This window comes from Luteibacter sp. SG786, from assembly GCF_011759605.1.
Taxonomy (GTDB): domain Bacteria; phylum Pseudomonadota; class Gammaproteobacteria; order Xanthomonadales; family Rhodanobacteraceae; genus Luteibacter.
In genome coordinates this window covers 300,893-325,782 of sequence record NZ_JAAOYX010000001.1, presented here as the reverse complement: position 1 = coordinate 325,782, position 24,890 = coordinate 300,893, and the positions used below count along the sequence as shown (strand labels likewise).

23 protein-coding genes and 5 tRNA genes are annotated in these 24,890 nt (G+C 66.3%); 6 read left to right on the top strand and 22 right to left on the bottom strand.

The genetic code is table 11. The features are described from left to right. Position 1 precedes the first annotated feature (1 nt). The 9 genes from rplK to FHS47_RS01365 form a co-directional block, all read right to left on the bottom strand. On the bottom strand, positions 2–430 hold the full coding sequence (gene rplK, locus FHS47_RS01405) for a 50S ribosomal protein L11 (RefSeq protein ID WP_045829444.1): 429 nt from the start codon (positions 428–430) through the stop codon (positions 2–4). 202 nt (positions 431–632) lie between these two features. Next, positions 633–1,193, bottom strand: a complete 561-nt coding sequence (gene nusG / locus FHS47_RS01400) for a transcription termination/antitermination protein NusG (protein WP_167022078.1) — start codon at positions 1,191–1,193, stop codon at positions 633–635. 8 nt (positions 1,194–1,201) lie between these two features. After that, positions 1,202–1,597: a preprotein translocase subunit SecE gene (secE, locus tag FHS47_RS01395; protein ID WP_167022076.1), complete on the bottom strand. Its 396-nt coding sequence runs from the start codon at positions 1,595–1,597 to the stop codon at positions 1,202–1,204. Between the two features lie 13 nt (positions 1,598–1,610). Beyond that, positions 1,611–1,686: transfer RNA gene (locus FHS47_RS01390), tRNA-Trp, on the bottom strand. Between the two features lie 90 nt (positions 1,687–1,776). Then, positions 1,777–2,967 (bottom strand): elongation factor Tu, encoded by a 1,191-nt coding sequence (gene tuf / locus FHS47_RS01385; RefSeq protein ID WP_167022074.1) that lies wholly within the window; start codon positions 2,965–2,967, stop codon positions 1,777–1,779. Between the two features lie 63 nt (positions 2,968–3,030). Continuing rightward, positions 3,031–3,106 (bottom strand) — tRNA-Thr (locus FHS47_RS01380). Between the two features lie 26 nt (positions 3,107–3,132). Continuing rightward, positions 3,133–3,206, bottom strand: a tRNA-Gly gene (locus tag FHS47_RS01375). Between the two features lie 17 nt (positions 3,207–3,223). Continuing rightward, positions 3,224–3,309 (bottom strand) — tRNA-Tyr (locus tag FHS47_RS01370). Between the two features lie 167 nt (positions 3,310–3,476). Next, on the bottom strand, positions 3,477–3,962 hold the full coding sequence (locus tag FHS47_RS01365) for an acyl-CoA thioesterase (protein ID WP_167022072.1): 486 nt from the start codon (positions 3,960–3,962) through the stop codon (positions 3,477–3,479). 102 nt (positions 3,963–4,064) lie between these two features. On the opposite strand from FHS47_RS01365, the gene FHS47_RS01360 reads away from it, so the two are divergent. Genes FHS47_RS01360 through FHS47_RS01350 form a run of 3 tightly spaced genes read left to right on the top strand, consistent with a single transcriptional unit; the run spans position 4,065 to position 6,758 of the window. Further along, entirely contained in the window at positions 4,065–5,978 is a 1,914-nt protein-coding gene (locus FHS47_RS01360) for a SpoIIE family protein phosphatase (RefSeq protein ID WP_167022070.1), read from the top strand. Continuing rightward, a complete protein-coding gene (locus FHS47_RS01355) occupies positions 5,959–6,378 on the top strand; it encodes an ATP-binding protein (protein WP_167022068.1) in 420 nt (139 codons plus the stop codon). Before FHS47_RS01360 ends, FHS47_RS01355 begins: the two co-directional genes overlap by 20 nt. Then, complete coding sequence (locus tag FHS47_RS01350) at positions 6,375–6,758, top strand: STAS domain-containing protein (protein WP_167022066.1); 384 nt, start codon at positions 6,375–6,377, stop codon at positions 6,756–6,758. Before FHS47_RS01355 ends, FHS47_RS01350 begins: the two co-directional genes overlap by 4 nt. A 78-nt stretch (positions 6,759–6,836) precedes the next feature. Here the strand turns inward: FHS47_RS01350 and ychF are convergent, their stop codons facing one another. The 8 genes from ychF to FHS47_RS01310 all read right to left on the bottom strand — a co-directional run bounded on the left by ychF (position 6,837) and on the right by FHS47_RS01310 (position 14,559). Then, positions 6,837–7,928, bottom strand: coding sequence for a redox-regulated ATPase YchF (gene ychF, locus FHS47_RS01345; RefSeq protein ID WP_167022064.1), 1,092 nt, complete (start codon positions 7,926–7,928; stop codon positions 6,837–6,839). A 160-nt stretch (positions 7,929–8,088) separates the two neighbouring features. Then, positions 8,089–8,667 carry an aminoacyl-tRNA hydrolase gene (pth, locus tag FHS47_RS01340; protein WP_167022062.1) on the bottom strand — a complete coding sequence of 193 codons (579 nt, stop codon included), beginning with the start codon at positions 8,665–8,667 and terminating at the stop codon, positions 8,089–8,091. Between the two features lie 89 nt (positions 8,668–8,756). After that, positions 8,757–9,395, bottom strand: coding sequence for a 50S ribosomal protein L25/general stress protein Ctc (locus FHS47_RS01335; protein WP_167022060.1), 639 nt, complete (start codon positions 9,393–9,395; stop codon positions 8,757–8,759). Positions 9,396–9,477: 82 nt separating this feature from the next. Further along, on the bottom strand, positions 9,478–10,434 hold the full coding sequence (locus FHS47_RS01330) for a ribose-phosphate diphosphokinase (protein WP_343203509.1): 957 nt from the start codon (positions 10,432–10,434) through the stop codon (positions 9,478–9,480). 51 nt (positions 10,435–10,485) lie between these two features. Continuing rightward, positions 10,486–10,562 (bottom strand) — tRNA-Gln (locus FHS47_RS01325). 65 nt (positions 10,563–10,627) lie between these two features. Continuing rightward, entirely contained in the window at positions 10,628–12,013 is a 1,386-nt protein-coding gene (ispE, locus tag FHS47_RS01320) for a 4-(cytidine 5'-diphospho)-2-C-methyl-D-erythritol kinase (RefSeq protein ID WP_167022058.1), read from the bottom strand. 47 nt (positions 12,014–12,060) lie between these two features. After that, positions 12,061–12,681, bottom strand: a complete 621-nt coding sequence (gene lolB / locus FHS47_RS01315) for a lipoprotein insertase outer membrane protein LolB (protein ID WP_167022056.1) — start codon at positions 12,679–12,681, stop codon at positions 12,061–12,063. 138 nt (positions 12,682–12,819) lie between these two features. After that, the gene (locus FHS47_RS01310) at positions 12,820–14,559 is read right to left on the bottom strand and encodes a tetratricopeptide repeat protein (protein ID WP_167022054.1); all 1,740 of its coding nucleotides are present in this window, start codon (positions 14,557–14,559) and stop codon (positions 12,820–12,822) included. A gap of 101 nt (positions 14,560–14,660) precedes the next feature. Between FHS47_RS01310 and hemA the strand changes: the two genes are divergently transcribed. From hemA to ppk2, 3 genes are all read left to right on the top strand, one after another. Beyond that, on the top strand, positions 14,661–15,932 hold the full coding sequence (gene hemA, locus FHS47_RS01305) for a glutamyl-tRNA reductase (RefSeq protein ID WP_167022052.1): 1,272 nt from the start codon (positions 14,661–14,663) through the stop codon (positions 15,930–15,932). A gap of 156 nt (positions 15,933–16,088) precedes the next feature. Next, entirely contained in the window at positions 16,089–17,171 is a 1,083-nt protein-coding gene (gene prfA / locus FHS47_RS01300) for a peptide chain release factor 1 (protein WP_167022050.1), read from the top strand. 165 nt (positions 17,172–17,336) lie between these two features. Continuing rightward, positions 17,337–18,107 carry a polyphosphate kinase 2 gene (gene ppk2 / locus FHS47_RS01295; RefSeq protein WP_167022048.1) on the top strand — a complete coding sequence of 257 codons (771 nt, stop codon included), beginning with the start codon at positions 17,337–17,339 and terminating at the stop codon, positions 18,105–18,107. Positions 18,108–18,138: 31 nt separating this feature from the next. On the opposite strand, the gene FHS47_RS01290 is transcribed toward ppk2, so the two are convergent. From FHS47_RS01290 to FHS47_RS01270, 5 genes are all read right to left on the bottom strand, one after another. Beyond that, positions 18,139–19,017 carry a cytochrome c oxidase assembly protein gene (locus FHS47_RS01290; protein WP_167022046.1) on the bottom strand — a complete coding sequence of 293 codons (879 nt, stop codon included), beginning with the start codon at positions 19,015–19,017 and terminating at the stop codon, positions 18,139–18,141. Positions 19,018–19,021: 4 nt separating this feature from the next. Further along, positions 19,022–20,875 (bottom strand): GldG family protein, encoded by a 1,854-nt coding sequence (locus FHS47_RS01285; protein ID WP_167022044.1) that lies wholly within the window; start codon positions 20,873–20,875, stop codon positions 19,022–19,024. Between the two features lie 2 nt (positions 20,876–20,877). Continuing rightward, the gene (locus FHS47_RS01280; RefSeq protein ID WP_167022042.1) at positions 20,878–21,612 is read right to left on the bottom strand and encodes an ABC transporter permease subunit; all 735 of its coding nucleotides are present in this window, start codon (positions 21,610–21,612) and stop codon (positions 20,878–20,880) included. Beyond that, positions 21,609–22,541, bottom strand: a complete 933-nt coding sequence (locus FHS47_RS01275) for an ABC transporter ATP-binding protein (RefSeq protein ID WP_167022040.1) — start codon at positions 22,539–22,541, stop codon at positions 21,609–21,611. Before FHS47_RS01275 ends, FHS47_RS01280 begins: the two co-directional genes overlap by 4 nt. A gap of 895 nt (positions 22,542–23,436) precedes the next feature. Then, positions 23,437–24,816 carry a polyketide cyclase gene (locus tag FHS47_RS01270; RefSeq protein WP_167022038.1) on the bottom strand — a complete coding sequence of 460 codons (1,380 nt, stop codon included), beginning with the start codon at positions 24,814–24,816 and terminating at the stop codon, positions 23,437–23,439. Between the last annotated feature and the right edge of the window lie 74 nt (positions 24,817–24,890).

Here is a 24,890-nt window from a genome sequence, read left to right as displayed (position 1 = left end):
CTTAACCCTCCACCACCAGACCCATGGAACGCGCGCTACCGGCGATGGTGCGCACGGCGGCATCGAGATCGGCAGCCGTGAGATCCGGCTCCTTCTGCTTCGCGATTTCCTCGAGCTGGGCGCGGGTGACCTTGCCCACCTTGTCGGTGTTCGGCTTCTGCGAGCCCTTGGCCACGCCCGTGATCTTCTTGAGGAGGATCGAGGCCGGCGGGGTCTTCGTGATGAAGGTGAACGTACGGTCCGAGTAGGCCGTGATCACGACCGGGATCGGAAGACCCGGCTCGAGCTTCTGCGTGGCGGCATTGAACGCCTTGCAGAACTCCATGATGTTCAGGCCGCGCTGACCGAGCGCCGGACCGACCGGCGGCGACGGGTTGGCCTGACCGGCCTTCACCTGCAACTTGATGTAACCAATGACTTTCTTTGCCATTTTAGTTCCTCGCGAGTGCGGACGCCTTGCGGCTCCTCGCTGTAGACCGTCCCTGGAGTGTGGTGGGCTCGCGCCTGCGAACCCCTGAAACACGGACACGCCGGAGCACAAGTCTCCAGCGTGAACCGGGCATTATAGGCTCCTCACACGGGCTATGCAAACCCTGTGCCGAGGAGGACCGGCAGCGCCGATCAGAGGGCCGTCAGGCCTTCTCCACCTGGCCGAACTCGAGCTCGACCGGGGTAGAACGACCGAAAATGAGCACTGCGACGCGCAGGCGGCTCTTTTCGTAGTTGACTTCCTCGACCACGCCGTTGAAGTCGTTGAACGGGCCGTCGGTGACGCGGACCATCTCGCCCGGCTCGAAGAGAACCTTCGGACGGGGCTTCTCGACACCCTCGCGCACGCGGCTCAGGATGGCGTCGGCCTCGGTATCGCGAATCGGGTGCGGACGGTCGGCGGTGCCGCCGATGAAACCCATGACCTTCGGGGTTTCCTTGACCAGGTGCCAGCACTCGTCGTCGATACGGGGCGTCTTGCCGCTCGTGTCGGTTTCGATCTGGACCAGGACATAACCGGGGAAGAACTTGCGCTCGCTGCGACGCTTCTGGCCGCCGCGCATCTCGATGACTTCCTCGGTCGGAACCAGGATCTCACCGAACTTTTCTTCCATGCCCTCGCGCTTGACGCGCTCTTCCAGGGCCTTGCGAACCTGCTGCTCGAACCCCGAATAGGCGTGAACCACGTACCAGCGCTTGCTCATGCCTTACCTCAATGTCCGAGCTTAAGCAGCCAATCGAGCACGACCGACTTCAGCAACCAGTCGATGAGCCCCATCAGCAGCGAAAGAATGACCACGACCACCAGGATGACGCCGGTGGTCTTCAGCGTTTCGTCGCGCGTCGGCCAGACGACCTTGCGCATTTCGAACTGCGATTCGGCAACGAAGCCACGCAGCTTGCGACCCGGAACCGTGAAGGCGGCAATGGCCATGGCGGCCACCACGGCGACGATAACGCCCGCGACGCGCGCGAAGGACGGCACGTTCGGGTTATCGCTGAAATAGTAGAAACCGACGATGCCGGCGACGAGCACGACCAGCGCAAGCGCCAGCTTGCCGAGATCGGCCGGGCCCATACCCTTGGCTTCTTGTGCCTTCGTATTCATGCGGACTCGGGAGTGGCACGCCAGGAGGGACTCGAACCCCCAACCTGCGGTTTTGGAGACCGCTGCTCTGCCAATTGAGCTACTGGCGTACAGGTGAAACAGTGGAACCGCGAAGGCGGGCGGTCGACGACCCACCCGCCCCGCGACTGGCTGCCGGCCCCAAGGGGCCGGCATCGTTCTTACTTGATGATCTTCGAGACCACGCCCGCGCCGACGGTGCGACCGCCTTCACGGATAGCGAAGCGGAGACCTTCGTCCATCGCGATCGGGAAACCGAGCTCGACGGTGATCTTCACGTTGTCGCCCGGCATCACCATCTCGGTGCCTTCCGGCAGCTTGATGGAGCCCGTGACGTCCGTGGTGCGGAAGTAGAACTGCGGACGGTAGTTGCTGAAGAACGGGGTGTGACGACCGCCCTCGTCCTTCGACAGGACGTAGATTTCGCCCTCGAAGTGCGTGTGCGGGGTGACCGAACCCGGCTTGGCCAGCACCTGACCGCGCTCGACGTCTTCACGCTTCAGGCCGCGGACCAGCACGCCGACGTTGTCGCCCGCCTGACCCTGGTCGAGCAGCTTGCGGAACATCTCGACGCCCGTGACCGTGGTGGTCTGGGTGTCGCGCAGGCCCACGACTTCCGCCGCATCGCCCACCTTGATGACGCCGCGCTCGACGCGACCCGTGACCACCGTGCCGCGGCCCGAGATGGAGAACACGTCTTCCACCGGCAGCAGGAACGGCTTGTCGATTTCGCGCTGCGGCTCCGGGATCCAGGTGTCAAGCGCATCGACGAGCTTGATGATGGACGGCACGCCGATGTCGGACTGGTCGCCGTCGAGGGCGAGACGGGCCGAGCCCGAGATGATCGGGGTGTCGTCGCCCGGGAACTCGTACTTCGACAGCAGCTCGCGGACTTCCATCTCGACGAGCTCGAGGAGCTCGGCGTCGTCGACCATGTCGGCCTTGTTCAGGAACACCACGATGTACGGCACGCCGACCTGACGCGAGAGCAGGATGTGCTCGCGGGTCTGCGGCATCGGGCCGTCAGCGGCCGAGCACACCAGGATCGCGCCGTCCATCTGGGCGGCACCGGTGATCATGTTCTTGACGTAGTCGGCGTGCCCCGGGCAGTCGACGTGGCCGTAGTGACGGGTCGGCGATTCATATTCCACGTGGGCCGTGGAGATCGTGATGCCGCGCGCCTTCTCTTCCGGCGCCGCGTCGATCGAACCGTAGTCCTTGAATTCGCCACCGAAGCGCTCGGCACCGACCTTCGTCAGCGCGGCCGTCAGCGTGGTCTTGCCGTGATCGACGTGACCGATGGTGCCGACGTTGACGTGCGGCTTGGTGCGTTCGAACTTACCCTTTGCCATGAGCGTTAAACTCCGCTGGAGCCAATGAGATAGTAAAAAAGGAACCGCCGCGGACGACGAAGATGGTGCTCATGACTGGAATCGAACCAGCGACCTCTTCCTTACCAAGGAAGTGCTCTACCGACTGAGCTACATGAGCACATGACGCAATGCGCGTATGAACAATGGAGCGGGAGACGGGAATCGAACCCGCACAATCAGCTTGGAAGGCTGAAGTTCTACCATTGAACTACTCCCGCACTGCGCGGAACTCGTCTGGTGGAGGAAGGTGGATTCGAACCACCGAAGGCGTAAGCCAGCAGATTTACAGTCTGCCCCCGTTGGCCGCTTGGGTATTCCTCCAACAAAGAACGCCTATTGTCGCGAGCGTCCGGGAAACTGTCAACAACTTCCGCACGGGAAAATCACGCGCGGCGACGGCTCCGAAACGGTGCGACGGCCCGCCGATACGGGTGCTCGACGAGCGGGCCGCGAAGTGTAGCGACGGGCCGTTCGAATGGGAAGCGCGATCAGGCCTCGCGGGTTGCCAGAACCAGCGGCTCCATCGCGCGGGACATCTCCATCAGCTTCATCGCGTACTCCTGCAGGCGCAGGTCTTTCTCTTCCACCGGCCTCCATGGGGGAACGGGCGTGGGCTTGCCGCCATCGGGTTTGTCCAGGGCCACGAACACCATGACGCAGCTCGTGGCCAGGCGCTCCTCGCCGCTTCGCAGATCCCGGGCCAGCACGTCCACCGCAAGGTGCATGCTCGAGGTGCCCGTGTGGATGAGACGAGCCCGCACGGTCACCAGGTCGCCGATCAGGATGGGCGCGAGGAACTGGATACCGCTGACCGAAGCCGTGACGCAGTACGCGCCGCTCCAGCCCACCGCGCAGGCGTAGCCTGCCTGGTCCAGCCATTTCATGGCCATGCCGCCATGCACCTTGCCGCCGAAGTTCACATCGGTGGGCTGGGCCAGGAAACGGAATTCGACTTCGCGCTGGATGCCGGGCATGGCGTGACCTTGTTTGGAAAAACCGGATTATGACCGGAGCGGCAGCTTGCCGGGCCGCTCCCCGCAGCATAGATTCCGACCATATCCCCCGGGAGCGCCCCGATGGTCTTTCGCAGCGTCGCCACGCGACTCGCCCTGGGTGTCCTGCTGGGCTCGGCGATCGTGCTCGTCGTCACAGGCGGACTGCTGCTGTCGCATACCCGCGACCAGATTCTCAAGCAGACGGAACAGGAGGCCTCGGCCGTCTCAGGGTGGGCTGCGACGCGCATCCAGGGGCGCCTCGGCAACGTATCCCGAGTAGCACGGGTGATGGCCGGCGTCCTGGCCACCCGTCGTGACGAAGCTCCCGGAATCATCCGCGACACGCTCGCCGTCAATCCCGAACTGGTAGACATCACCGCCGCGTTCATCCCGCGCGACACTGCCGCGCCCCACCCCACCGACGCGCCGATCGCGCGGCGCGCCACCGACGGCACGCTCAGCATGGGCAGCCGGCTGGACGATCCGGGGCTCTACTGGACGTCGTCGTGGTTCATCCGCGGCCTCAATTGCGACGACGGGTGCTGGCAAGCGCCCTTCCACGCGGTGGGCCGGCCCGACACCCTTATCGGCTATTCGGTAGCTATTCCCGGGCAGAAGGTGCCCGTCGCCGGCGTCGCGGACGCCACCATCAGCCTGGGCTGGTTGCAACGGCTGTTGGGCGAGTTGAGCAAACCCGAGCACGCCTCGGCCTTCGTGGTGGATGCGAACGGTGAGTTCCTTGCCCACGACTGGACCTCCTACGTCGGCACCCGGGGCAGCAAACCCTTCCGCGCGGCCCTTGCCGCGGGGGAGAACCCGGTGCGACTCACCCCGGAGATGGGTAGCCGCGTCAGCGAGCCGGTCTGGGTGTATTTCGTCGCGATCCCGGGTACGAGCTGGACTTTCGGCCTGACCATGCCGGAACGGGAGGTGCTGGCCGATCTTCGCCGCACCTACTACGTCGACATCCTCCTGGGCCTCCTGGCGTTGGCCGGGGTATCGCTCATCGCGCTGGTGATCACCCGGCGCCTGATGGCACCGCTGGTGATTCTCTCGGATCGTGCGGACGACGTCGCGCGCGGCCAGCTCGATTTCCCCCTGCCCCACATTCGCCGCAAGGACGAGGTCGGGCGCCTGACCCGGGCCTTCGACCAGATGCGCCGGCAACTGGCGGGCCACATAGACAGCGCGAAGCAGATCGCTCGCGAACAGGAACGCATGGCGAGCGAACTGGAAATCGCGCGCCAGATCCAGCTGGCCCTGATTCCCGAACCGCACTGGCTCGCCGCCGACGGCCGCGTCGAGGTCCATGCCGCACTGCGTCCGGCGAGTGCCGTGGGCGGAGACCTCTATACCTATTTCACCCTCGGGGCGCGCCATATCTGCGTGATGGTGGGAGACGTCTCGGACAAGGGCATTCCCGCCGCGCTTTTCATGGCGCGCACCATTACGCTCGCGCGCACCCTCGCGACGCATGCCCGCTCGCCCAGCGAAATACTCGGCGCGCTCAATCGCGAACTGTGCAAGGGCAACGACACCTGCATGTTCGTCACCCTGCTCTGCGGCGTGGTGGAAACCGAAACCGGCCTGCTCTCGCTCGCCAGCGCCGGGCACGAGCAGCCAGTGCTGCACGCCGGCGGCAGCGCCGCCTTCGTCGACGTGGAAACCGGCCCCGCGCTCGGCCTGGACACCGAAGCGCGCTACCCTGTACGCGTACTCACGTTGCTTGGGGGCGATACCTTGCTCATGTACACCGACGGCGTCAGCGAGGCGCATGCGGCCAATCAGCGCCTGTATGGCACGCACGCCATCCTGGACAGCATCGCTCGCGTCGAGGACGGCGCCACGCCGGAAGCTTACGTGCAACAGGTGCTGGGCGACGTCGATGCCTATGTCGACGGCGCGCCGGCTTACGACGATATCGCACTGCTCGCGCTGACCTGGCACGACAGCGGCGCCGTGGGAGCCCGCCTCGATGCGGTTGCGCATTCCTAACCGGCTGGAGGACGTCTTCCTCGCGCTGGACCGGGCCGAAGGCGCGCTGGATCGCGCCGAGGTGGACGCGTCCTGCCGCGCCGACGTGCGCCTGGTTCTCGAGGAGCTGCTCGTGAACACCGTTCGCCATGGTTACCCGGACGGCCGCGACGGCAATATCGATATCCGCCTGGAAGTCGAGGCGGACGTGGTGCACCTCGAACTGCGTGACGACGCCATGCCATTCGATCCGCTGCAACGCGAACCGCCCGACCTGCCGGGCGACATCGCACGACGCGACATCGGCGGATTGGGCCTGCACCTGGCCCGGAGCATCGCCAGCGAATTCCACTATGCACGCGACGCACACGGCAACCGTGTCGTCATCCGTTTCGATCCCTCCGACGAGCCTGCCCTATGACTCTCATCGTCCGCAGCGAAAGCCCCAGCCCCGACCGCAGCACCGTGTGGCTCGAAGGCCGTCTCGACGCAGCGACCTACGCAGCGTTCGATGAGGCCCTGCGCGACGTCACCCCGCTGCTGGACAACGGCGGTACGCTGGTGATCGACCTTTCGGCCCTGGAATACATCAGTAGCGCCGGACTGCGCAGCCTCGCCCAGTTGCGCAAGCAAGTGCACGACCGCGACGGCCGCACGCTGTTGGTCAACCCGCAGCCGCAGGTGAAGAAGGTGTTCGACATCGTGAAGGCCGTGCCGGTGGCGGAAGTGTTCGCGAGCGTGGGCGAACTGGACCAGTATCTGGATCACATGCAGCGGCAGATGACCGCGCCGGGCGGTTGAAGCCACGCATCGGGAACGTCGCCCCCAGGAATGAGTGAAGGGCTCTAAAAAAAAGCCCCGGAGGACCGGGGCTTTTCGTCAGACGTTGAAGCGGAAGTGCAGCACGTCGCCTTCCTTGACGAGGTAGTCCTTGCCTTCCAGACGCAGGCGGCCGGCTTCCTTCGCGCCCTGCTCGCCCTTGAACTTGATGTAGTCGTCGTAGGCGACCGTTTCGGCGCGGATGAAACCGCGCTCGAAGTCGGTGTGGATGACGCCCGCGGCCTGCGGTGCCGTCGATCCGGCGCGAACCTGCCATGCGCGCACTTCCTGCACGCCGGCGGTGAAATAGGTTTGCAGCCCGAGCAGCTTGTAACCGGCGCGGATGACGCGGTTGAGGCCGGGCTCTTCGAGGCCGAGGTCTTTGAGGAATTCGTCGCGGTCGGCGTCTTCGAGCTGCGAGAGTTCTTCCTCGATGGCGGCGCACACCGGCACCACCTCGGCGCCCTCTTCCACCGCACGGGCGCGCACGGCGTCGAGGTGCGGATTGTTCTCGAAGCCGTCTTCCGCGACGTTCGCGATGTACATCAGCGGCTTCATGGTGATGAGGAACATGTCGCGGACCAGCGCCTTCTCTTCGGCGTCGAGGCCGGCGGCCCGCGCCGACTTGCCCTGGTCGAGCGCCTTGGCGAGCTTCTCCAGCACCGGCTTGCGCGCCAGCGCGTCCTTGTCGTTCGCCTTCGCCGAGCGCGTGACGCGGTCGAGCGCCTTCAGCACGGACTCCAGGTCGGCCAGCGCCAGCTCGGTGTCGATGGTTTCGATATCGGCGATCGGGTCGACCTTGTTCGCCACGTGGATGACGTTGCCGTCCTCGAAGCAGCGCACCACATGCGCGATGGCGTCGGTCTCGCGGATGTGCGCGAGGAACTTGTTGCCCAGGCCCTCGCCCTTCGATGCGCCGGCCACGAGGCCCGCGATATCGACGAATTCCATGGTGGTGGGAATGATGCGCTGCGGCTTCACGATGGCCGCGAGTTCGTCCAGGCGCGGATCCGGCACCGGCACGATGCCGGTGTTCGGCTCGATCGTGCAGAACGGGAAGTTCGCGGCGGCGATGCCTGCCTTGGTCAGCGCATTGAAGAGGGTGGACTTGCCGACGTTAGGCAGGCCGACGATGCCGCATTTGATACCCATGTAGGCGATGCTCTCAGCTTTGTCGCAATAAGGTGGAATTACGGGGCATCGCCTCGTAAGTCGGGCCTTTCGGCCCTGTAAGTCGGCCGCTGCGCGGCCTGTGAACCGTAAGCGTCGCAAGTCGCCTCTGCGCCACTCCTTACGGTTCACGGTTCACTCTTTACGCGGCAGTATGCAGCCGCTTCATGGCTTCCTCGAACTTGCCTGACAGCGCCAGAGGCAGCACGTCGAAGGCACGTCCCAGGCCGTGCATGATGGCGTCCTCGTCGGCCGCGCTCGGCCGGCCGAGCACCCACGGGGTGACCTTGTCCTTGTGCCCGGGGTGGCCGATGCCGACCCGCAGGCGATGGAATTTGCCGTGGCCCAGGTGGGCCATGATGTCGCGCAATCCGTTCTGGCCGCCGTGGCCGCCATCGAACTTCATGCGGACGGTGCCGGGCGGGAGATCCAGTTCGTCGTGGGCGACGAGGCATTCCTCCGGCGCAATCTTGTAGTAGCGCAGCGCCGAGGCAACGGCGATGCCGCTCTTGTTCATGAAGGTGGCCGGCTTGAGCAGCCAGACCGTTTCGCCCCCGATGCGCAGCTTGCACGTCTCGCCATGCAGCTTGCCGTCGAAGGCCCAGCGCTCGCCATGCTCCATGGCCAGCGCGTCCACACACCAGAACCCGGCGTTATGCCGGGTCCTGACGTATTCGGCCCCGGGGTTACCGAGGCCGACGATGAGACGAAGTGTCGCCATAACATCATGTAGGAGCCGCCATAGCGGCGAGGGAAACCTGCGATGCTTCGCGGGATTTCCTCGCCGCCATGGCGGCTACTACAGGGTCCTTACTTCTTCTCTTCGGTCGGGGCTTCACCGCCCTCGGCGGCCGTCGGGTCGACTTCTTCCTGGATGGAAGCCACGGTGACCACGGCCACGTCGTGCTCCTTGCCAAGGCCCAGTTCCGGGATTTCCACGCCAGCCGGCAGCTTGAGGTCGGACAGGTGGATGATGTCGCCCGACTTCAGGTTGGCGAGGTCGAGTTCGATGAACTCCGGCAGGTTCTTCGGCAGGCAGGAGACCGTCACTTCCGTCAGGTTGTGCGAGATCACGAGGCCCGCGGTCTTGCCGGCCGGGGACTTCTCCTGGTTCAGGAAGTGCACCGGAACGGCCACGCGCACGGCTTCGTTCTCGTTCACGCGCTGGAAGTCCATGTGCAGCATGAGCTGCTTGAACGGGTGCTTCTGCCAGTCCTTGATGAGGACCTTCTGGAGCTTGCCGTCGACGGTCAGGTCGATCACCGACGAATAGAACGACTCGTAGCGCGAGCCGAGCAGCACGTCGTTGTGGAGGACCTGGATCGCCTGCGGGGCTTCGCCCGCGCCGTACACGATCGCCGGCACGTAGCCCGCGGTGCGGAGGCGGCGGCTCGCACCCTTCCCTTCCACACTGCGGCTCGTGGCCGTGAGCTGATGATTGGTAGCCATTGGTGTTGCCTCAAGTAAACCGCCTCGCGGCGGTGGGTAAAGGACTCCCCCGCGACCAGGAGAGTCCGAAAAAAACGGTGGATCAGTCGATGTAGAGCGAGCTCACCGATTCGCCGAAGGCGATGCGGCGGATCGTCTCCGCGAGCAGTTCCGCGACCGACAACTGGCGGATTTTCGCACAGTTACGGGCGTTGTCGCGCAACGGCAGCGTATTGGTCACCACCAGCTGGTCGAGCTGGGAGTGCTCCAGGTTGTCGATCGCGGCCCCCGAAAGCACTGGGTGGACGCAGTAGGCGACCACCTTGCGGGCGCCCTTTTCCTTCAGCGCCGCGGCCGCGGCGCAAAGCGTGCCGGCCGTGTCGACGATGTCGTCCACCAGCACGCAGGTCTTGCCTTCCACGTCGCCGATGATGTTCATGACCGTGGCCACGTTCGCCTTCGGGCGGCGCTTGTCGATGATGGCCAGGTCCGCGTCGTCCAGGCGCTTGGCGAGCGCACGCGCACGCACCACGCCGCCGACGTCGGGGCTGACCACGATCAGGTCGTCCATGCTGTGGTGACGCCAGATGTCGGCCAGAAGCACCGGCGAGGCGTACACGTTGTCCACCGGAATGTCGAAGAAGCCCTGGATCTGGTCGGCATGCAGGTCGATCGTGAGCACGCGGTCCGCACCGGCCGTGGCGATCATCTTCGCGGCCAGCTTGGCCGTGATCGGCACGCGGGCCGAGCGCGGGCGGCGATCCTGCCGCGCATAGCCGAAATACGGCATCACCGCCGTCACCGAGCCGGCCGAGGCGCGCTTGAGCGCATCGATCAGCACCAGCAGGTCGAACAGGTTTTCCGCGCTGGGTGCGCCCGTCGGCTGGATGACGAACACTTCCTGCTTGCGTACGTTCTCCTCGATCTCGATCTGCGCCTCGCCATCGCTGAACCGGCCGATGAGGGCCTTGCCCAGGGGAATGCCGAGGCGGGCGGCGACATCGTCGGCGAGCGCGCGGTGCGCGTTGCCGCTGAACAGCATCGGGGTGGACGTATCCACGAAGGAACTCCTGGCGTGAGTGGGTTGGTTCGGCTATGCCACCGCGAGCGGTGGCTGGGGCGGCAGGATTCGAACCTGCGCATGCGGGAATCAAAATCCCGTGCCTTAACCAGCTTGGCGACGCCCCAACAATTCGTTCCGGCGAACCAACGGCCCGCCATGGCTTTGCCGCAGCCCGCGGCCCTACCCGTTCTTACGACACGATGCCCCTTGCCTCGATCCGGCTCCGCGCCAACAGCAGCGGCGATGGATCGACACCCGCCGCCACGTGGGCCGTGAAGCCCCCGGGACAGCGCGAGGCGACGCCAAGCGCCGCCTCGTGGGTTCTCGTTTCCAGGAACACGCAACCGCCGCTGCCGGAGAGGCGGGCGTGGCCGAAGCCCGCCAGCCAGTCCAGCGCCGCGGCCACCCGCGGGTGGCGCGCACGGACCACCGGTTCGAAGGCGTTTTCCGCCGAATCCCCGGAAACAAAGGATGAAATTGTCGCCGGAGGGGCACGACGTGTCAATTCGGGAGCCGCGAAAAGGGCCGCAGTGGGCACGTGTTCGTGCGGATCGACCACCACGTACCAGCGACGGGGAAGGCGCAGGGCGGTGAGCCGCTCGCCCACACCCTCCGCCCAGGCGGAACGGCCCCGAACGAACACGGCCACGTCGGCACCGAGCCTGGCGCCCAACGCGGCCAGCGCATCCTCGTCCAGGCCGGTTCCCCACAGCGTGTTCAGGCCAACCAGGACGCTGGCGGCGTCGGAACTGCCGCCCCCCAGCCCGCCGCCCATGGGAATGCGCTTCGCCACCGCGATCTCCGCGCCCAGCGCCGTTCCTGTCTCCGCGGCGAGCAGCCGGGCAGCGCGCACCGCCAGATCGGCGTCCTCGGGAACGCCCGGCACGGGGGTGGGCCGCACGATCGCGCCGTCCGTCCTTACCCGCAGGCGGACCTCGTCGCCCCAGTCGAGCAGGCGGAAGACCGTCTGCAGGTCGTGGTAACCGTCGTCGCGGCGGCCCAGGATGCGCAGGAACAGATTGAGCTTGGCCGGTGCCGGCCAGACGGTCCAGTCCTCGCGCGAGAGCGGCGCCAGCTCGCGCCGCATGAACACCCGCAGGTGGTCGGGAAAGCCGTTGGCCCGGTCGCGTTCCAGCGCCTCGGTAAATTCGGGCGCGTGCTTGTCGACAGCCGCGAAACCGTGCTTCGCATAGAACGGCGCGTTCCATGGCACATCTGCCAGTGTGCCCAGCGCCACCCCGGCATAGCCGGCCTCGCGGGCCCAGGTGCAGGCGTGTTCCAGCAGCGCCGCCCCGATGCCCCTGCCGCCGAAGGCGGGGAGTACGTCGATTTCGGCGATACCGATCGTGTCGTCGCCTTCGGGCGCCAGGCAAACGAAGCCGACCACCTCGCCGTCGACCACGGCAACCCATACGAAGCCACGGGCGATCAGCTCGCGAACGGTCTCCACCGGCAGGGCCAGACCGGAATACGACGGCCAAGCCTCATGGCCGCGAAAGAGTTCCACTGCGGCGCGCTCGATGGCGCACAGGCGCGCGGCATCGTCGTCCCGTGCGCGGGAGATGGTGAAGTTCATCGAGCAAGCCATGGGTACCGAAGCGCGGAAGTATACGGCGCGCGCTCCTACCGGCCGAAGGTCCAGTCTTCGATGGACAGGCGAACCTTGTACGGTGCCTTTTCCGCAAATACGCGCGAGGGCATCGGCGGCTGCCGCGCGGCGTCCCACTGCTTGTAGTCCACTGTCCAGCCATCCTGGACGATACGGGAGGGCAGACGATCCGCGCCGAAGGCGATGTCCGCCGCGCCGCCCTCGGCACGGAGGCCGAGCACCCAGCGCTTCAGCTCGACCATCGGAATCTGCCAGCCGACTGTGCTCGCCATCAGCGATTCGGCATCCGGGCCCCGCCGGGGGCCACCGTCCAGCCCGTCCAGCTCCGCCCCTTCCGGACCGCCGGTGAGGCGGAAGCTGCGCCCGGTGACGGGGGCGCGTACCGTGAATTCATAACGCGCCCCGTCCTGGCGCCAGGTGAGGCTGCCGGAACCGGAATCCTTGCCGTTGGACACGGACAGCCGACCTTCGAGCGTCCAGTGGTCGGTATCGCCGAGGGCCTTCTCACGCTGCTCCTGCAGGCCGAGCGTGAGGGCGTCGCCGGGCTGGCGGACGGGCGCGCGGGTCGTGGCGCAGGCGGCGAGCAGGCACAAGATGAATACAGGAGCGATTCGGACAAAACGAAAAGAGTGCATGCGGATTCCGGGCGCACGGTGCGGGAGGCTAGTGTGAGGGGCCGCATCAGGAGCCATGGCGCCTGCAGCGAGCTTGCCCGCTGTCGCGGGATCGCCGCTGAAGCGGCTCCCACAAAAAGCACCTCACACCGGAGGGTATCAAGGACGCAGCTTCTGCTCGGTTTTTTCCAGCGCGGCGCTCTTCGGGTCGATGCGGCGCACCTCGTTCAGCAGCTTGCGCGCCTCGTCATGCCGGCCACGGGTCCACAGCACTTCCGCGAGGTGCACGCCGATCTCCGCGTCCTTGCGCTGCGCCCATGCGCCGCGCAAGGTGCTCTCCGCCTGGTCGAGCTCGCCCTGGCGGTACTTCAGCCAGCCCCAGGAGTCGGCGACGGACGGATCGTTCGGACGCGCCTCGCGCGCGGTCTGGATAAGGCTTTGCGCTTCGCCCAGGTCGCGGCCGCTGTCGGCCAGCGTGTAGCCGAGGGCGTTGCTCGCCTCGATATCGCCGGGTTTCAGCGACAGCACCTTGCGGAAATCGGCCACGGCGTCGTCGATCCGACCGGCTTCCGCATAGGCCAGGCCGCGGCCGTACAGCATATCGGTGTCGTCGGCCTTCACTTGCAACGCCTTGCCGAAGGCGTCGGCTGCCTCATTGAAGCGCCCTGCATCCATGTAGAGTTCGCCGTCCACCGCGAAGGCCTTGAGGAGTTGCTCCGGGTGCTCCGCGAAGTTGGTCTGGAGTTCCGCGACGATCTCGTGCGCATCGTCGTCCTTGCCCTGCTGGTGGAGGATCACCGCACTGCGCACGGATGCGTCGAAGATGCGCGGATCGTCGTCGCCGACGGCGGCATACCAGTCGAGTGCGTCTTCCTGCTTGCCCAGCAGTTCCGCCATCTGGCCCAGGATGAAGGCGTTCTCGGCCTGCACGTCGTCGGACTGGCGGCGAATTTCGCCGTACAGGCGCACGATGGCGGCCTTGTCTTCGGCCTTGGCCGCCAGGCTGAGGCGCATGGTGTAGGTGTCGGCATTCTGCGCACCGGTGGCGAGAAGCTTCGTCGCGGCCTTGGTGTCGCCCAACTGCACCAGCAGGCTGGCGTAGGCCATCCGCAAGCGCGGATTCTTCGGGTCGCGCTCCACCGCCTTGGCGAACAGCTTCTTCGCACCGGCCTTGTCGCCAGCCTGGAAGGCGCGCTGCCCCGCCCAGGCGTAGGTGGTCCCGTTATGGAAACGGGCGAGCGCGGCATCGCCGATGGACGTGGCGTAATCGTGCCGGCCCAGGCTCTCGCCAAGCTCGCTCATGGCAAGCCACGCCGTGGAATCGTTCGGAAGCCGCTGCGGCGTGGCAATCCGTTCCAGCAGCACGCCTGCCTGGGCGGCGTCGCGGCCGCTGGCCAGGATGCGGCCGAATTCGCGCCAGGCGTCGGGATCGCCGGTGGCGATCAGGGCGTCCAGCTGGCGCTGCGCCTCCGCCGTGTCGCCGCGGTCGAGCGCCATGCGGGCGCGGGCCGAGGCCAGCTCGGCCGGTTTCGCGCCAAGGGCCGCCCAGCGCTCGACCGCCTTCGCCGTGGCCGCCTGGTCGTGCACGGCCAGCGCCAGTTCCGCGGCGCGGGCGGCCACCTTGGGATCGTCACTGATGGCAGCCGCATGGCCATAGGCCTCGGACGCCGCCTTGAGGTCGTTGGCGGCCAGGGCGAAGTCGCCCGCCATCAGCTGGGCCTCGAGGTCGCGCTCGGGCGGAACGATCGCTACGGTCAGCCGGTCGAGCGGCTGGACGCCCGTGCGCGTGGCCTTGGGCGCCTCCGCCGGGCGCGTGGTGGCGCAGCCGGCCAGTGCCGCCAGCGCCAGCAGCACCGCAAATTGACGCACTTGCTTGAACTTGAACCGACCGCTCAGCACACTACTCTCCGTCTTTCCCGTTAGGCACCTGCAAGCGCCGGCGCCTTGGTAGGGGCACAATGCGCCCTTAGCTTAGCCGACGCCACCCAAGCCGACCCGTCATGCCACTCATCGCCCTCGGGCTCAATCACCTCACCGCGCCGGTCAGCCTGCGCGAGCAGGTGGCGTTCGACGCCGCGGTGGCACCCGAGGCGCTGGGCGACCTCACCCGTCAGCCGGGCGTCGAGGAAGCCATGATCCTCTCCACCTGCAACCGCACCGAGCTGTACTGCAGCGTGGCGGAGGGTTTCGAGACGGTGCCGGGACAGTGGCTGACGCGTCAGCACCGATTGACCCCACAACGCCTCGACGAGTTCCTGTACCGGCACGACGAGCAGGACGCGGTGCGCCACATGTTCCGCGTAGCCACGGGGCTGGATTCCATGGTGCTGGGCGAACCGCAGATCCTGGGCCAGGTGAAGGAGGCCTATCAGCAGGCCCGCTCGGCGCAGAGCCTGCGTGCCCCCATGGAACGCCTCCTGCAACACACCTTCGCGGTGGCGAAGCGCGTACGCACGGACACCCGTATCGGCGCGCATACCGTCTCGGTCGCGTACACGGCGGTCCGGCTGGCGGAGCAGGTCTTCACCGATCTGCGTCAGGCCTGCGTGCTGCTGATCGGCGCCGGCGAGACGATCGAACTCGCTGCCCGCCACCTCGCCGACAAGAACGTACGCCGTCTGATCGTCGCGAACCGCACGCTCGAGAACGCGCAGGAACTGGCCGGCCGCTACGCCGGCTATGCCATTTCGCTGGCCGACCTGCCCCGTCACCTCGCCGAGGCCGACATCGTCATCACCTCCACCGCGTCGCGGCAGCCGGTGGTGACGCGTACGATGGTGGCCGATGCGATCGCCGCGCGCCGTCGCCGGCCGATGTTCATGGTGGACATCGCCGTTCCGCGCGACATCGAGCCCGAGGTCGCCGCGCTCGACGACGTCTACCTCTATGGCATCGACGACCTGAAGCAGGTCATCGACGAAAACCGCCGCTCGCGCGAACTGGCTGCGCGCGAGGCCGACGCCATCATCGATCTCCAGGTCGAGCGGTACATGTCCTGGCGCCGCGCCCTCAACCTGCGCAACCCCGCCGTCGACCTCAGGCAGGCCGCCGAGGCACAGCGCGACGAGGTTCTGGCCAAGGCCCAGGCCATGCTGGCGAAGGGCCGGCCGGCGGAGGAAACCCTCGCCTTCCTGGCGAACACGCTCACCAACAAGTTGTTGCACACGCCCAGCGCGCGCCTGCGCGATGCGGCCATGGCGGGCGATCTCGACCTCCTCCACGCCGCCGGCCGTCTGTACGGGCTGGACCCGGACGACGACGTTTCCGCATGATGTGCGGATGACCCCGGGCGACACGCCGTCGCCGGACCCAGAAGCCTGCTTGTGTGGGAGCCGCTTTCAGCGGCGAAAGCCAACGCAGCGGGGATACCGCGACGCCTATCGCCAATGAATCGGCTCCCCACAAGCAAGCCGCACAGTGTTGACTGAATGACCCCTTCGATCCGCCGCAAACTCGAAGCCCTCGCCGAACGCCATGAGGAAATCGGGCTGCTACTCGCGCAGCCGGACGTGCTTGCAGACAGCCAGCGCTTTCGCGACCTCTCGCGCGAATACGCTCAACTGGAGCCCGTGGCGGCCTCGCTGAAGGAACACGACCAGGCCGAACGCGAGCTGGCCGACACCCGCGCCATGCTCGACGACCCGGAAATGCGTGACATGGCCGCGGACGACGTCGAGCGCATCGAGGCGCACCTCGCCAAGCTCGACAGCGAATTGCAGGTGCTGCTCCTGCCGAAGGACCCGCGCGACGAGGGCAACCTGTTCCTCGAAGTGCGCGCAGGCACCGGCGGCGACGAGGCTGCCATCTTCGCGGGCGACCTCTTTCGCATGTACGCGCGTTACGCCGAGCGCCAGCGCTGGAACCTCGAGATATTGAGCGCCAGCGAAGGCGAGCATGGCGGCTACAAGGAGATCGTCGCGCGCATCGAGGGCCGTGGCGCCTATTCGAAACTGAAGTTCGAATCCGGCACGCACCGCGTGCAGCGCGTTCCGGAAACCGAATCGCAGGGCCGCATCCATACCTCCGCTGCCACGGTGGCCATCCTGCCCGAACAGGACGAAGTGGGTGACATCGAGTTGCGCGACGCCGACCTCAAGGTGGATACCTTCCGCGCGTCCGGCGCGGGCGGCCAGCACGTCAACAAGACCGACTCCGCCATCCGCATCACCCACCTGCCCACGGGCACGGTGGTGGAATGCCAGGACGAACGCAGCCAGCACAAGAACCGGGCTCGCGCCATGAGCCTGCTGAAGGCGCGCCTGCTCGATGCCGAGCGGAGCAAGCAGAGCGCGGCGCAGGCCGAATCGCGCCGTCTCCAGGTGGGTTCGGGCGACCGCAGCCAGCGCATCCGCACGTACAACTTCCCGCAGGGCCGCATTACCGACCACCGCATCAACCTCACCCTCTACCGGCTCACCGAGGTGATGCAGGGCGACCTCGACGAGTTGGTCGACACCCTCACCCGCGAACACCAGGCGGACGAATTGCAGACCCTGACGGCCGCCGGCTGATCCCTGTGGGAGCCGGCTTCGCCGGCGATCCCGCGGCAGCGGGCAAGCTTGCGGCAAGCACCCATCGCCGCTGAAGCGGCTCCCACAAAGAGCCCGGTCGCCCGCAAGCACGCTCCCTATACGCCGATGAGGCAAACTCAGGCCTTCGCCGCGAGGAACTGTCTCATGGGCAAGAAAAAAGAATACGAAAAGGCACTGGAAGACCTGCAGATCGAGCTGGTCGGCCTCACCCGCTGGCTGCGGCTCACCGGCAAGCGCATGCTGGTGATCTTCGAGGGCCGCGACGCCGCCGGCAAGGGCGGCACGATCAAGGCCATCACCGACAAGCTCGACACCCGGGCCGCCCGCGTGGTGGCGCTGGGGAAACCCAGCGCCACCGAGGAATCGCAGTGGTACTTCCAGCGCTACGTGGCGCACCTGCCATCGGCCGGCGAACTCGTGCTGTTCGATCGCAGCTGGTACAACCGCGCTGTGGTCGAGCCTGCCATGGGCTTCTGCACCGACGACCAGTACGAGCACTTCATGAAGGCCTGTCCGGTGTTCGAGAAGATGCTCGTCGATGACGGCATCATCCTCCTGAAGTACTGGCTCTCGGTCGATCAGGAAGAACAGGAGCAACGCTTCGCCGAACGCGCGGCCGATCCGCTGAAGCGCTGGAAACTATCGCCCGTGGACCTCAAGGCACGCGAGAAATACGCCGAAATGGGCGACCTGCGCGATGCGATGATCCAGAAGACGCACACGGACGATGCACCGTGGTTCGTAGCGGATTTCGACGACCAGAGGAAAGGCCGGCTCAACCTCATCCGTCACCTGCTCGACCAGATTCCGGACAAGTTGTGCCCGGAAACCGAATTCGACCTGCCGCCGCTGAAGGGAAAACCCAAGAAGGACAAGGTCACCGCCAAGGCGCAGCGGGTGCCGGATATCTACTGAGGCGAGGCACACGGCTGGCCCGCAGGGGCCGCTAAAGCGGCGAGGACACCCGCCTCACGGCCTCACGGCGCTGTTGGTTTCTCGCCGCCATGGCCGTTCTTGCAGGGCGGCGGCGCGAAAGGCGTAGCCACTGGCGTAACGCGAGCAACCCGCCGATCGATTCGATCATCGCCGCCGGCACCCACATGATCACGCCGCCGATGAGCTGGCCGGTGAGCACATTCATGGTGAAGGCGCGGCCGCAGATTTCGAAGATCGGGTAGAGGTCGGTCTTCGAGAAGGTGACGATGGCGCCCGCCACGATCTGAGGCGTCATCGTGATCGCCGGAGACAGGACGCGCCAGCCGGGCGACATGCGGCCCGGCGGCTTGGGGCGATGGTCCAGTACCAGCCACCAGTAGGAAAGGCCGGAAAGCACCATCGACCAGTTCATCGCCCGGTAGATGCGCCAGTCGAGCATCGCCAGCGTCTGCATGTCCGGTATCAGCCAGACGAGGATCAGCGCCACGAAGAACAGCGTGACGAAGGCGGGGTTGAAGGCCGCCGAAGCGAAGACGCGCCACGCCATCGACTGCCCCGCCCTGCGTACACGCACACGCCAGCCCAGCGGCAGACCGGCGCGCAGCGCGGTGCCCGGGTATGCCGCGATCAGCAGCAATGGCGCGAGGTGGTGCAGCAGCACCTGCTGGATGCGATGCATGAAGAATTCATGCTCGGCGAAATAATCGAAGTAGGTGTGCAGGGACACATACACCAGCGCCATGCCCGTCCAGAACGCCACCTGCCGCGGCACGGAAACACGGAGCCGCCGCGCCCCCCTTGCATAGAGCCACGCGGTGCCGGCGAAGGTAAGCAGGAACACCCAGGAGAATTCCCAGGGCACGATCCACTTCCATACGCCGTCGAGCATCGCCTCAGACCACGCGCCGGCTGCGCCGCGTGCGGCGCCAGCCGTAGATCAGGCCAAACAAGGCCACCAGGCCGGGCACCAGCACGATATTGATGAACTTCAGACGCAGCCCGAGGGCGTCGATCTCCGCGTTGAGCTGGTGCTGCACCTCTCGAAGCTCCTTGCCGATGGCGAGCTTGCGTTGCAGGTACTGCTCCACCTCGCGACGCTGCTCGCCCGTCGCCGTGGCGGGCGTCGCGGCGTTCTTGGCCGGCTGCAGCTCGGCGAGGCGGCGCTGCGTCTCGTACAGTTCGTTTTCCAGTTCCTTCTTCTTCACCAGGAACTTCCGGTCGGCGGCAGCCTGCAAGGCACGCACCTTGGTGAACGGGCGCTGCGAGTTCACCCGGCCGCGAATCGACAACAGCGCGGTGGCGCCACCAAGGTTGTCGACGATGTTCGCCACGAAATCGCCGTTGTTCGCGAAGGGCGTGAACTGCTGCTGCCCGAGCAGCGGCTGCACGTCGATCCACAGACGGTCGGAGAGCAGATCGGTATCGGCCACGAGCACCACTTCCCCAGGCCCCGCAGCCTGGGCCAGGTGCCCCTTGTCGTGGCGTTCCGGGAAGGCCGTGCGGAACGTGTCACGCAGCCGTGCGGCGAGCACGTAACGCTCGTGCGTGGGTTCGTAGTTGTCCAGCAGCACAGACGGATCGGACGCCGCATCGCGCACACGCTGGGAGGGCACGACCGTGGCCTCGTCCGAGGTCTGCACGAGCGGAATGAGCCGCGCCTTCGTATCGGGCGCGAGTTCGAAGAAACCGGCCGTGGAGAAATTCACGCGCTGCAGGCTGGCCGTGACCACATCGTCGTGATTCAGGTCCTGCGCCCCCAGGCCGAGCATGGCCGGGTGCGCGATGCTGTTGCCGTTCAATTCGATGGTGAGCGCCTGCGATCTGTCGAGCACCACCTTGGTAGGGTCGTAGACCACGCCCCATGCCTCGAACAGACGGCGAAGGTCCGAGTCGTGATCGTCCACCACGCCGTGGGAATCCACCAACGGCGCGTTGTCCATTTCGGCATCCGGGTCCACATACACCACCAGGTGTCCGCCATGAAGCACGTACTGGTCGATGGCGTAGAGCGCATCGTCGGACAGGTGTTTGGGGTGGATCAGCAGCAGCACCTTGATGGCCGGATCGATGTGCGTGAGGCCGTCCGGATCGATGTTGGTCACGTCGGCGAGCTGGTCCAGCTGGCGCAGGACGGTCCAGGCGGGCTCGCCGATCACGAGGTTTCCTTCCACCGGCAGCGAACTGACGACGCCCAGACGCGGCTTCGTCGGCATGCCGAGTTCGTAGAGCAGCTTCGCGATGTCGTATTCGACGAACGACTCGCGCGCCGGGTCGAAGAACGGGATGGCCTGGGGCGGCACGTCGCCGGAAGCACTCATGCCCACCAGCCCGAAAAACACGCGCTCGCCGTTGCTGCCGCCGCTGGCCGGCGAAAGGCCGTAGCTCTCCGCCGCGTCCTCGTCGTCGGAATAAGGCACGGGATCGATGACCCTGAAGCGGATCCGCCCGTGCGCCCGCACGGCGATCTCGCGCAGCATCTCGTGCACGCGCTGCTCGTAGCTGCGCAGCTGCGGCAGGTCGCGGGTAGCGTGCTCGGAGAAGTACAGCGTGAGCGTGAGCGGTTTGCGCAACCCGTCCACGATCTGCTGGGTACCGGGGGTCAGCGTGTAGATGCGGTCGGCGGTGAGGTCCATGCGCGCGGTGCGCAGCGACATGGAGCTGACGGCGATCGCGGCGAGGAAGAGCAGCGCGATGCCCGCAAGGGCAAGGCGCAGCAGGAACGAGCGGGAAACCTGCAGGTGCCGCATCGTCAACGCGTCCGCTTGAGGTCGAGCATCACGACGCTGGCGGCGAGCCAGGCAACGATCGTGGCGAAGAAGTACACGAGATCACGCAGGTCGAGCACGCCGCGGGCAATGGCATTGGCATGGCGCGTGATACTGAGCTGGCCCATCGCACCGAGGAGCTTGGGCGGCACCGCGTCCTGGAAGAAATCGAGCACCTGCGGCTGGCCCACCAGCAACAACAGGAAGCAGACCGCCGCGGTGAGGATGAAGGCGATGATCTGGCTGCGCGTGCTGGTGGACATGCAGGTGCCGATCGCTATGAACGCGCCGGCCATCAGCCAGCTGCCAACGTACCCCGCCAGTACCACGCCGTTGTCCGGATCCCCCAGGTAGTTCACCGTGATCCAGATGGGAAAGGTGAGCACGAGGCAGATACCGATGAAACCCCACGCCGCGAGGAACTTGCCGAGGACTGCCTGGGAGATCGTTACCGGCAGGGAGAACAGCAACTCCAGCGTGCCCGAGGCGCGCTCCTCGGCCCACGTGGACATCGTCACCGCGGGCACCAGCACGAGGTAGAGCCAGGGATGCATGTCGAAGAACGGCTGCAGGTCGGCAAGGCCGCGGTCGTAGAAATCGCCCGTGTAGAACGTGAGCAGACCGGCCAGGACCAGGAAGATCACCATGAAGACGTACGCCACCGGCGTCACGAAGTAACCGCGCAGTTCGCGGCGCGCGATGGCCAGCACCGGAGTCATGCCTGCCCTCCCCGCTGCGTCGTGATCTGCCGGAACACCTCGTCGAGGCGGCCGCGTTCCAGCTGGATTTCCGAGACCTCGAGGTTCTGCGTGCGCAGCAGCGCCTGCACGTCGTCAAGGATGGGCTGGCCGGCCCGGGGGAACACCGTCACCCGTCCGTCGAGGGGATCCACTTCCACCATCGACACGTTAGGTATGCGCGCCAGCATCTCCCGCGACACCCCACTGCCCGGCGCGCTGAACGATACCGCGCCGTGGTAGCGCGAACGCGCTTCCAGCTCTGCAGGGGTCGCGTCGGCGAGCAAACGGCCATTCGCGATGATGGCCACCCGGTTGCACAACGCGTGCACTTCTTCGAGCAGATGCGTGGAGATGAGGATCGTGCGCTCCCTGGCCATGGCGTCTATCAGCATGCGCACGGAATGCTTCTGGTTGGGATCGAGGCCGTCGGTGGGCTCGTCGAGCATGAGCACCGGTGGGTCGTGCAGGATCGCCTGCGCCAGGCCGACGCGGCGGCGCAGGCCCTTCGAGAGCGTGCCGATGGTCTGGTCGAGCACTTCGTCCAGTTCGAGCCGCATCACCACTTCGTCGAAGCGGCGGAAGGCCACGTCGCGTTCCAGCCCGCGCACGCGGACCATGAACACGAGGAACTCGCGAATGGTCATCTCGCCGTAACTGGGAGCGCCTTCCGGCAGGTAGCCAAGGGCGCGCTTCGCCGCCAGCGGCTCCTTGCGCACGTCGTGGCCGCACACCCATGCCGTGCCGGAGGTAGGCGTGAGGAATCCCGCGATCATGCGCATCGCGGTGGACTTGCCGGCGCCGTTGGGCCCCAGCAGACCCAGCACCTGGCCGGGCTCGGCGCGCAGGCTCAGCGCATCGACCGCGGTCAGCGGTCCGTAGCAACGGGTAAGGCGGTCGGTTTCGATCATCTCGATGGAGTGTAGCGGGATTGGTTGCGGGGGCGGAGATAGGGACCGTTGCCTCGCTGCGAGGTTCGCTCGAGGGTTTGCTTCGTAGTGTGGGCTCGCCTTGCGGCCTCGCATCGGCGCCAGTGCCGTTCTTGGGAGCCAGTACCCGTTCCCCTCGCCGCGAAGACTTACGTCGTTCGTTGCGAAAGGAGAGCCGCTTCCGCGGCGATGGGTGCTCGCGAGCGTGCCCGCTGCCGCGGGATCGCCGGCGGAGCCGGCTCCCACACAGAGCTTGGGCTTTCGTATTTCGTGGGGATTGGGGCCAGGTTTTCTCGCCGCCATGGCGGCTCCTACAGCAACGCGCGCGACTTACAGCCGCCACAACTCCACCTACCGTCGTGCCTGCGAAGGCAGGCACCCAGCGCCCCGGTCAGCAACCATGCAAGATCGCACCATCGGCTCTTGCTCTGACTTCCCACCACACCACCGCACCGTCCGACGCCGGCAGCCGTCGCCCTCGCCGCGATGTCTGGAGTCGAGGGCGTGCGGGTGGAAAAGGCCCGTCAGGGGGCGGGCCCGGACGGCCCGCCGTCTTCGCCGAGGCAGGAAGCCGAGTCGAAGACCCCCGCCCGGACGCCCGGGTCCGCCGCGGCGAAGCCATAAGACACGAGCCGCGTAGCGGCTCTCCTTTCGCAAGGAACGACGTAAGTCTTCGCGGCGAGGGCGACGGCTGCCGGCTTCCAGAAAACGGCACAGGCGCCGATGCGAGGCCGAACAGGCGAGCCCACCCTACGAAGCGAACCCCATACCGACTCCATATACGCGTCACACCACGCCCCCCGGAAATACGCGATGAACCAAAAGAAAAGGCCCCGCCGTTTCCGGCGAGGCCTCTTCAAGGCGGTACGCGCGCGACTTACTGCGCGGTGGTGCTCGCCGGGGTCGGGGCGGTGCCGGCCGGAGCGGGCGCGGTGCCTGCCGGGGCCGGGGCCGACGACGAACCCGCCGGGGCGCCTTCCTCGAGACCCGGCTGCTTCATGCCGGCTTCCTGTTCCGGGGTCTGGTCCGGAATGTTGTCGCCCTGCAGCGGCAGGTAGATCTCGAACTTCTGCTCGTCGTAACCCTCGATGGTGCCCTTGTTGTTGACCGGGGCCTTCACCTGGATGTCGTAGGCGCGGTAGGTCACGTCGTCGAACTTGTAACCGTGCGTCTGCGAATACGCGGCCAGCATCTGGCGCGTCTGCGGCAGGCCCGCGCCGGTGCCGTTCCACTCGGCCTTGAGGGCCTTGCCGCCGAAGGCGAGCACGGCCTTGACGTTGCCGTCGACGATCACGCGGCCGAGCTTGTCCTTGCTGCCCGGGGTAGCGGCGGCGGTGTCGGCGGGAGCGGCGGCGGTCGAGGACGACGCCGGAGCGGCATCCAGCGACGGACGCTGGGCCGGGGTGATTTCCACGTCCTGGCCGTTGATCTTCAGCGTGGTGCTGTCGATTTCTGCGGCTACGTCGAACGTGTAGTTCTGGTCGCCCCAGTTGGTGGTGAAGGTGATGCGCGGGCTGACGATGTTCACGCCCAGCTTCTTCGCCGCCGCCTGGATCTCCGCCATGGCCTTGTCGGACGCGGTATCGACGTCGTCAAGGGTACGCGGTGCGGTGGTGGAGACGAACAGCACCGGCTTGGCGGGCTGATCGACGATCGACGGAACCATATTGCTGTAATCGATGTTGGGGATCGACGCCATCAGGTTCTGGAGGTTCGACAGGCTAAACTGGATCAGCGAGTCCGGATCGCCGTGGATGTAGAGGTTCGAGAAGCGGCTGATGAGGTTGAAGCCGTAGTTGACGTCGTACGACCAGTTCACCTTCACGAGCTTCTGACTACGGCCAGCGCGCTCGAGCCTGATCGTGAACTTCTTGTCTTCGCCACGCCAGCTGTTGTCCAGGTTCCAGACGATGGTGCCCTTGCCGGCGTCGGAGATCTGGGCAAAGCCGGGATCGATGGAGGCGATCTCCAGCGAGCCGTCGCCCACCTTCGGATCGGAGGCCTTCCAGGCGATCTTCGCGCCCGGGCCATACGCCTTGCCCGAGAGTTCGAACTGCACCTTCGGGTCGAACGAGCGCAGAACGGTGTAGTCCGGGAACCGACGGAAGTTGCTGAAAACGTCGTAAACCTGGCGCAGATTCTTGCTGATGAGCATTTCGCGCTCGACGTGTCCGGTCGAGGGCATGGCCACGCCGACCACGACGCCGAGTACGGCAACGATGACGATGGCGACAATAAATTCTAACAGACGCGTCATTCCACGGATCTCCGAACGTCTTACGAACAGGCTCCACGCCCGGCCATGGATGCCGGGCGGTCACCCCTGAAGAA

Bases quoted from the DNA above. Each gene is read 5' to 3' on its own strand.
- rplK (WP_045829444.1), bottom strand. From the start codon at position 430: ATGGCAAAGAAAGTCATTGGTTACATCAAGTTGCAGGTGAAGGCCGGT.
- nusG (WP_167022078.1), bottom strand. From the start codon at position 1,193: ATGAGCAAGCGCTGGTACGTGGTTCACGCCTATTCGGGGTTCGAGCAG.
- secE (WP_167022076.1), bottom strand. From the start codon at position 1,597: ATGAATACGAAGGCACAAGAAGCCAAGGGTATGGGCCCGGCCGATCTC.
- tuf (WP_167022074.1), bottom strand. From the start codon at position 2,967: ATGGCAAAGGGTAAGTTCGAACGCACCAAGCCGCACGTCAACGTCGGC.
- FHS47_RS01365 (WP_167022072.1), bottom strand. From the start codon at position 3,962: ATGCCCGGCATCCAGCGCGAAGTCGAATTCCGTTTCCTGGCCCAGCCC.
- FHS47_RS01360 (WP_167022070.1), top strand. From the start codon at position 4,065: ATGGTCTTTCGCAGCGTCGCCACGCGACTCGCCCTGGGTGTCCTGCTG.
- FHS47_RS01355 (WP_167022068.1), top strand. From the start codon at position 5,959: ATGCGGTTGCGCATTCCTAACCGGCTGGAGGACGTCTTCCTCGCGCTG.
- FHS47_RS01350 (WP_167022066.1), top strand. From the start codon at position 6,375: ATGACTCTCATCGTCCGCAGCGAAAGCCCCAGCCCCGACCGCAGCACC.
- ychF (WP_167022064.1), bottom strand. From the start codon at position 7,928: ATGGGTATCAAATGCGGCATCGTCGGCCTGCCTAACGTCGGCAAGTCC.
- pth (WP_167022062.1), bottom strand. From the start codon at position 8,667: ATGGCGACACTTCGTCTCATCGTCGGCCTCGGTAACCCCGGGGCCGAA.
- FHS47_RS01335 (WP_167022060.1), bottom strand. From the start codon at position 9,395: ATGGCTACCAATCATCAGCTCACGGCCACGAGCCGCAGTGTGGAAGGG.
- ispE (WP_167022058.1), bottom strand. From the start codon at position 12,013: ATGAACTTCACCATCTCCCGCGCACGGGACGACGATGCCGCGCGCCTG.
- lolB (WP_167022056.1), bottom strand. From the start codon at position 12,681: ATGCACTCTTTTCGTTTTGTCCGAATCGCTCCTGTATTCATCTTGTGC.
- hemA (WP_167022052.1), top strand. From the start codon at position 14,661: ATGCCACTCATCGCCCTCGGGCTCAATCACCTCACCGCGCCGGTCAGC.
- prfA (WP_167022050.1), top strand. From the start codon at position 16,089: ATGACCCCTTCGATCCGCCGCAAACTCGAAGCCCTCGCCGAACGCCAT.
- ppk2 (WP_167022048.1), top strand. From the start codon at position 17,337: ATGGGCAAGAAAAAAGAATACGAAAAGGCACTGGAAGACCTGCAGATC.
- FHS47_RS01290 (WP_167022046.1), bottom strand. From the start codon at position 19,017: ATGCTCGACGGCGTATGGAAGTGGATCGTGCCCTGGGAATTCTCCTGG.
- FHS47_RS01285 (WP_167022044.1), bottom strand. From the start codon at position 20,875: ATGCGGCACCTGCAGGTTTCCCGCTCGTTCCTGCTGCGCCTTGCCCTT.
- FHS47_RS01280 (WP_167022042.1), bottom strand. From the start codon at position 21,612: ATGACTCCGGTGCTGGCCATCGCGCGCCGCGAACTGCGCGGTTACTTC.
- FHS47_RS01275 (WP_167022040.1), bottom strand. From the start codon at position 22,541: ATGATCGAAACCGACCGCCTTACCCGTTGCTACGGACCGCTGACCGCG.
- FHS47_RS01270 (WP_167022038.1), bottom strand. From the start codon at position 24,816: ATGACGCGTCTGTTAGAATTTATTGTCGCCATCGTCATCGTTGCCGTA.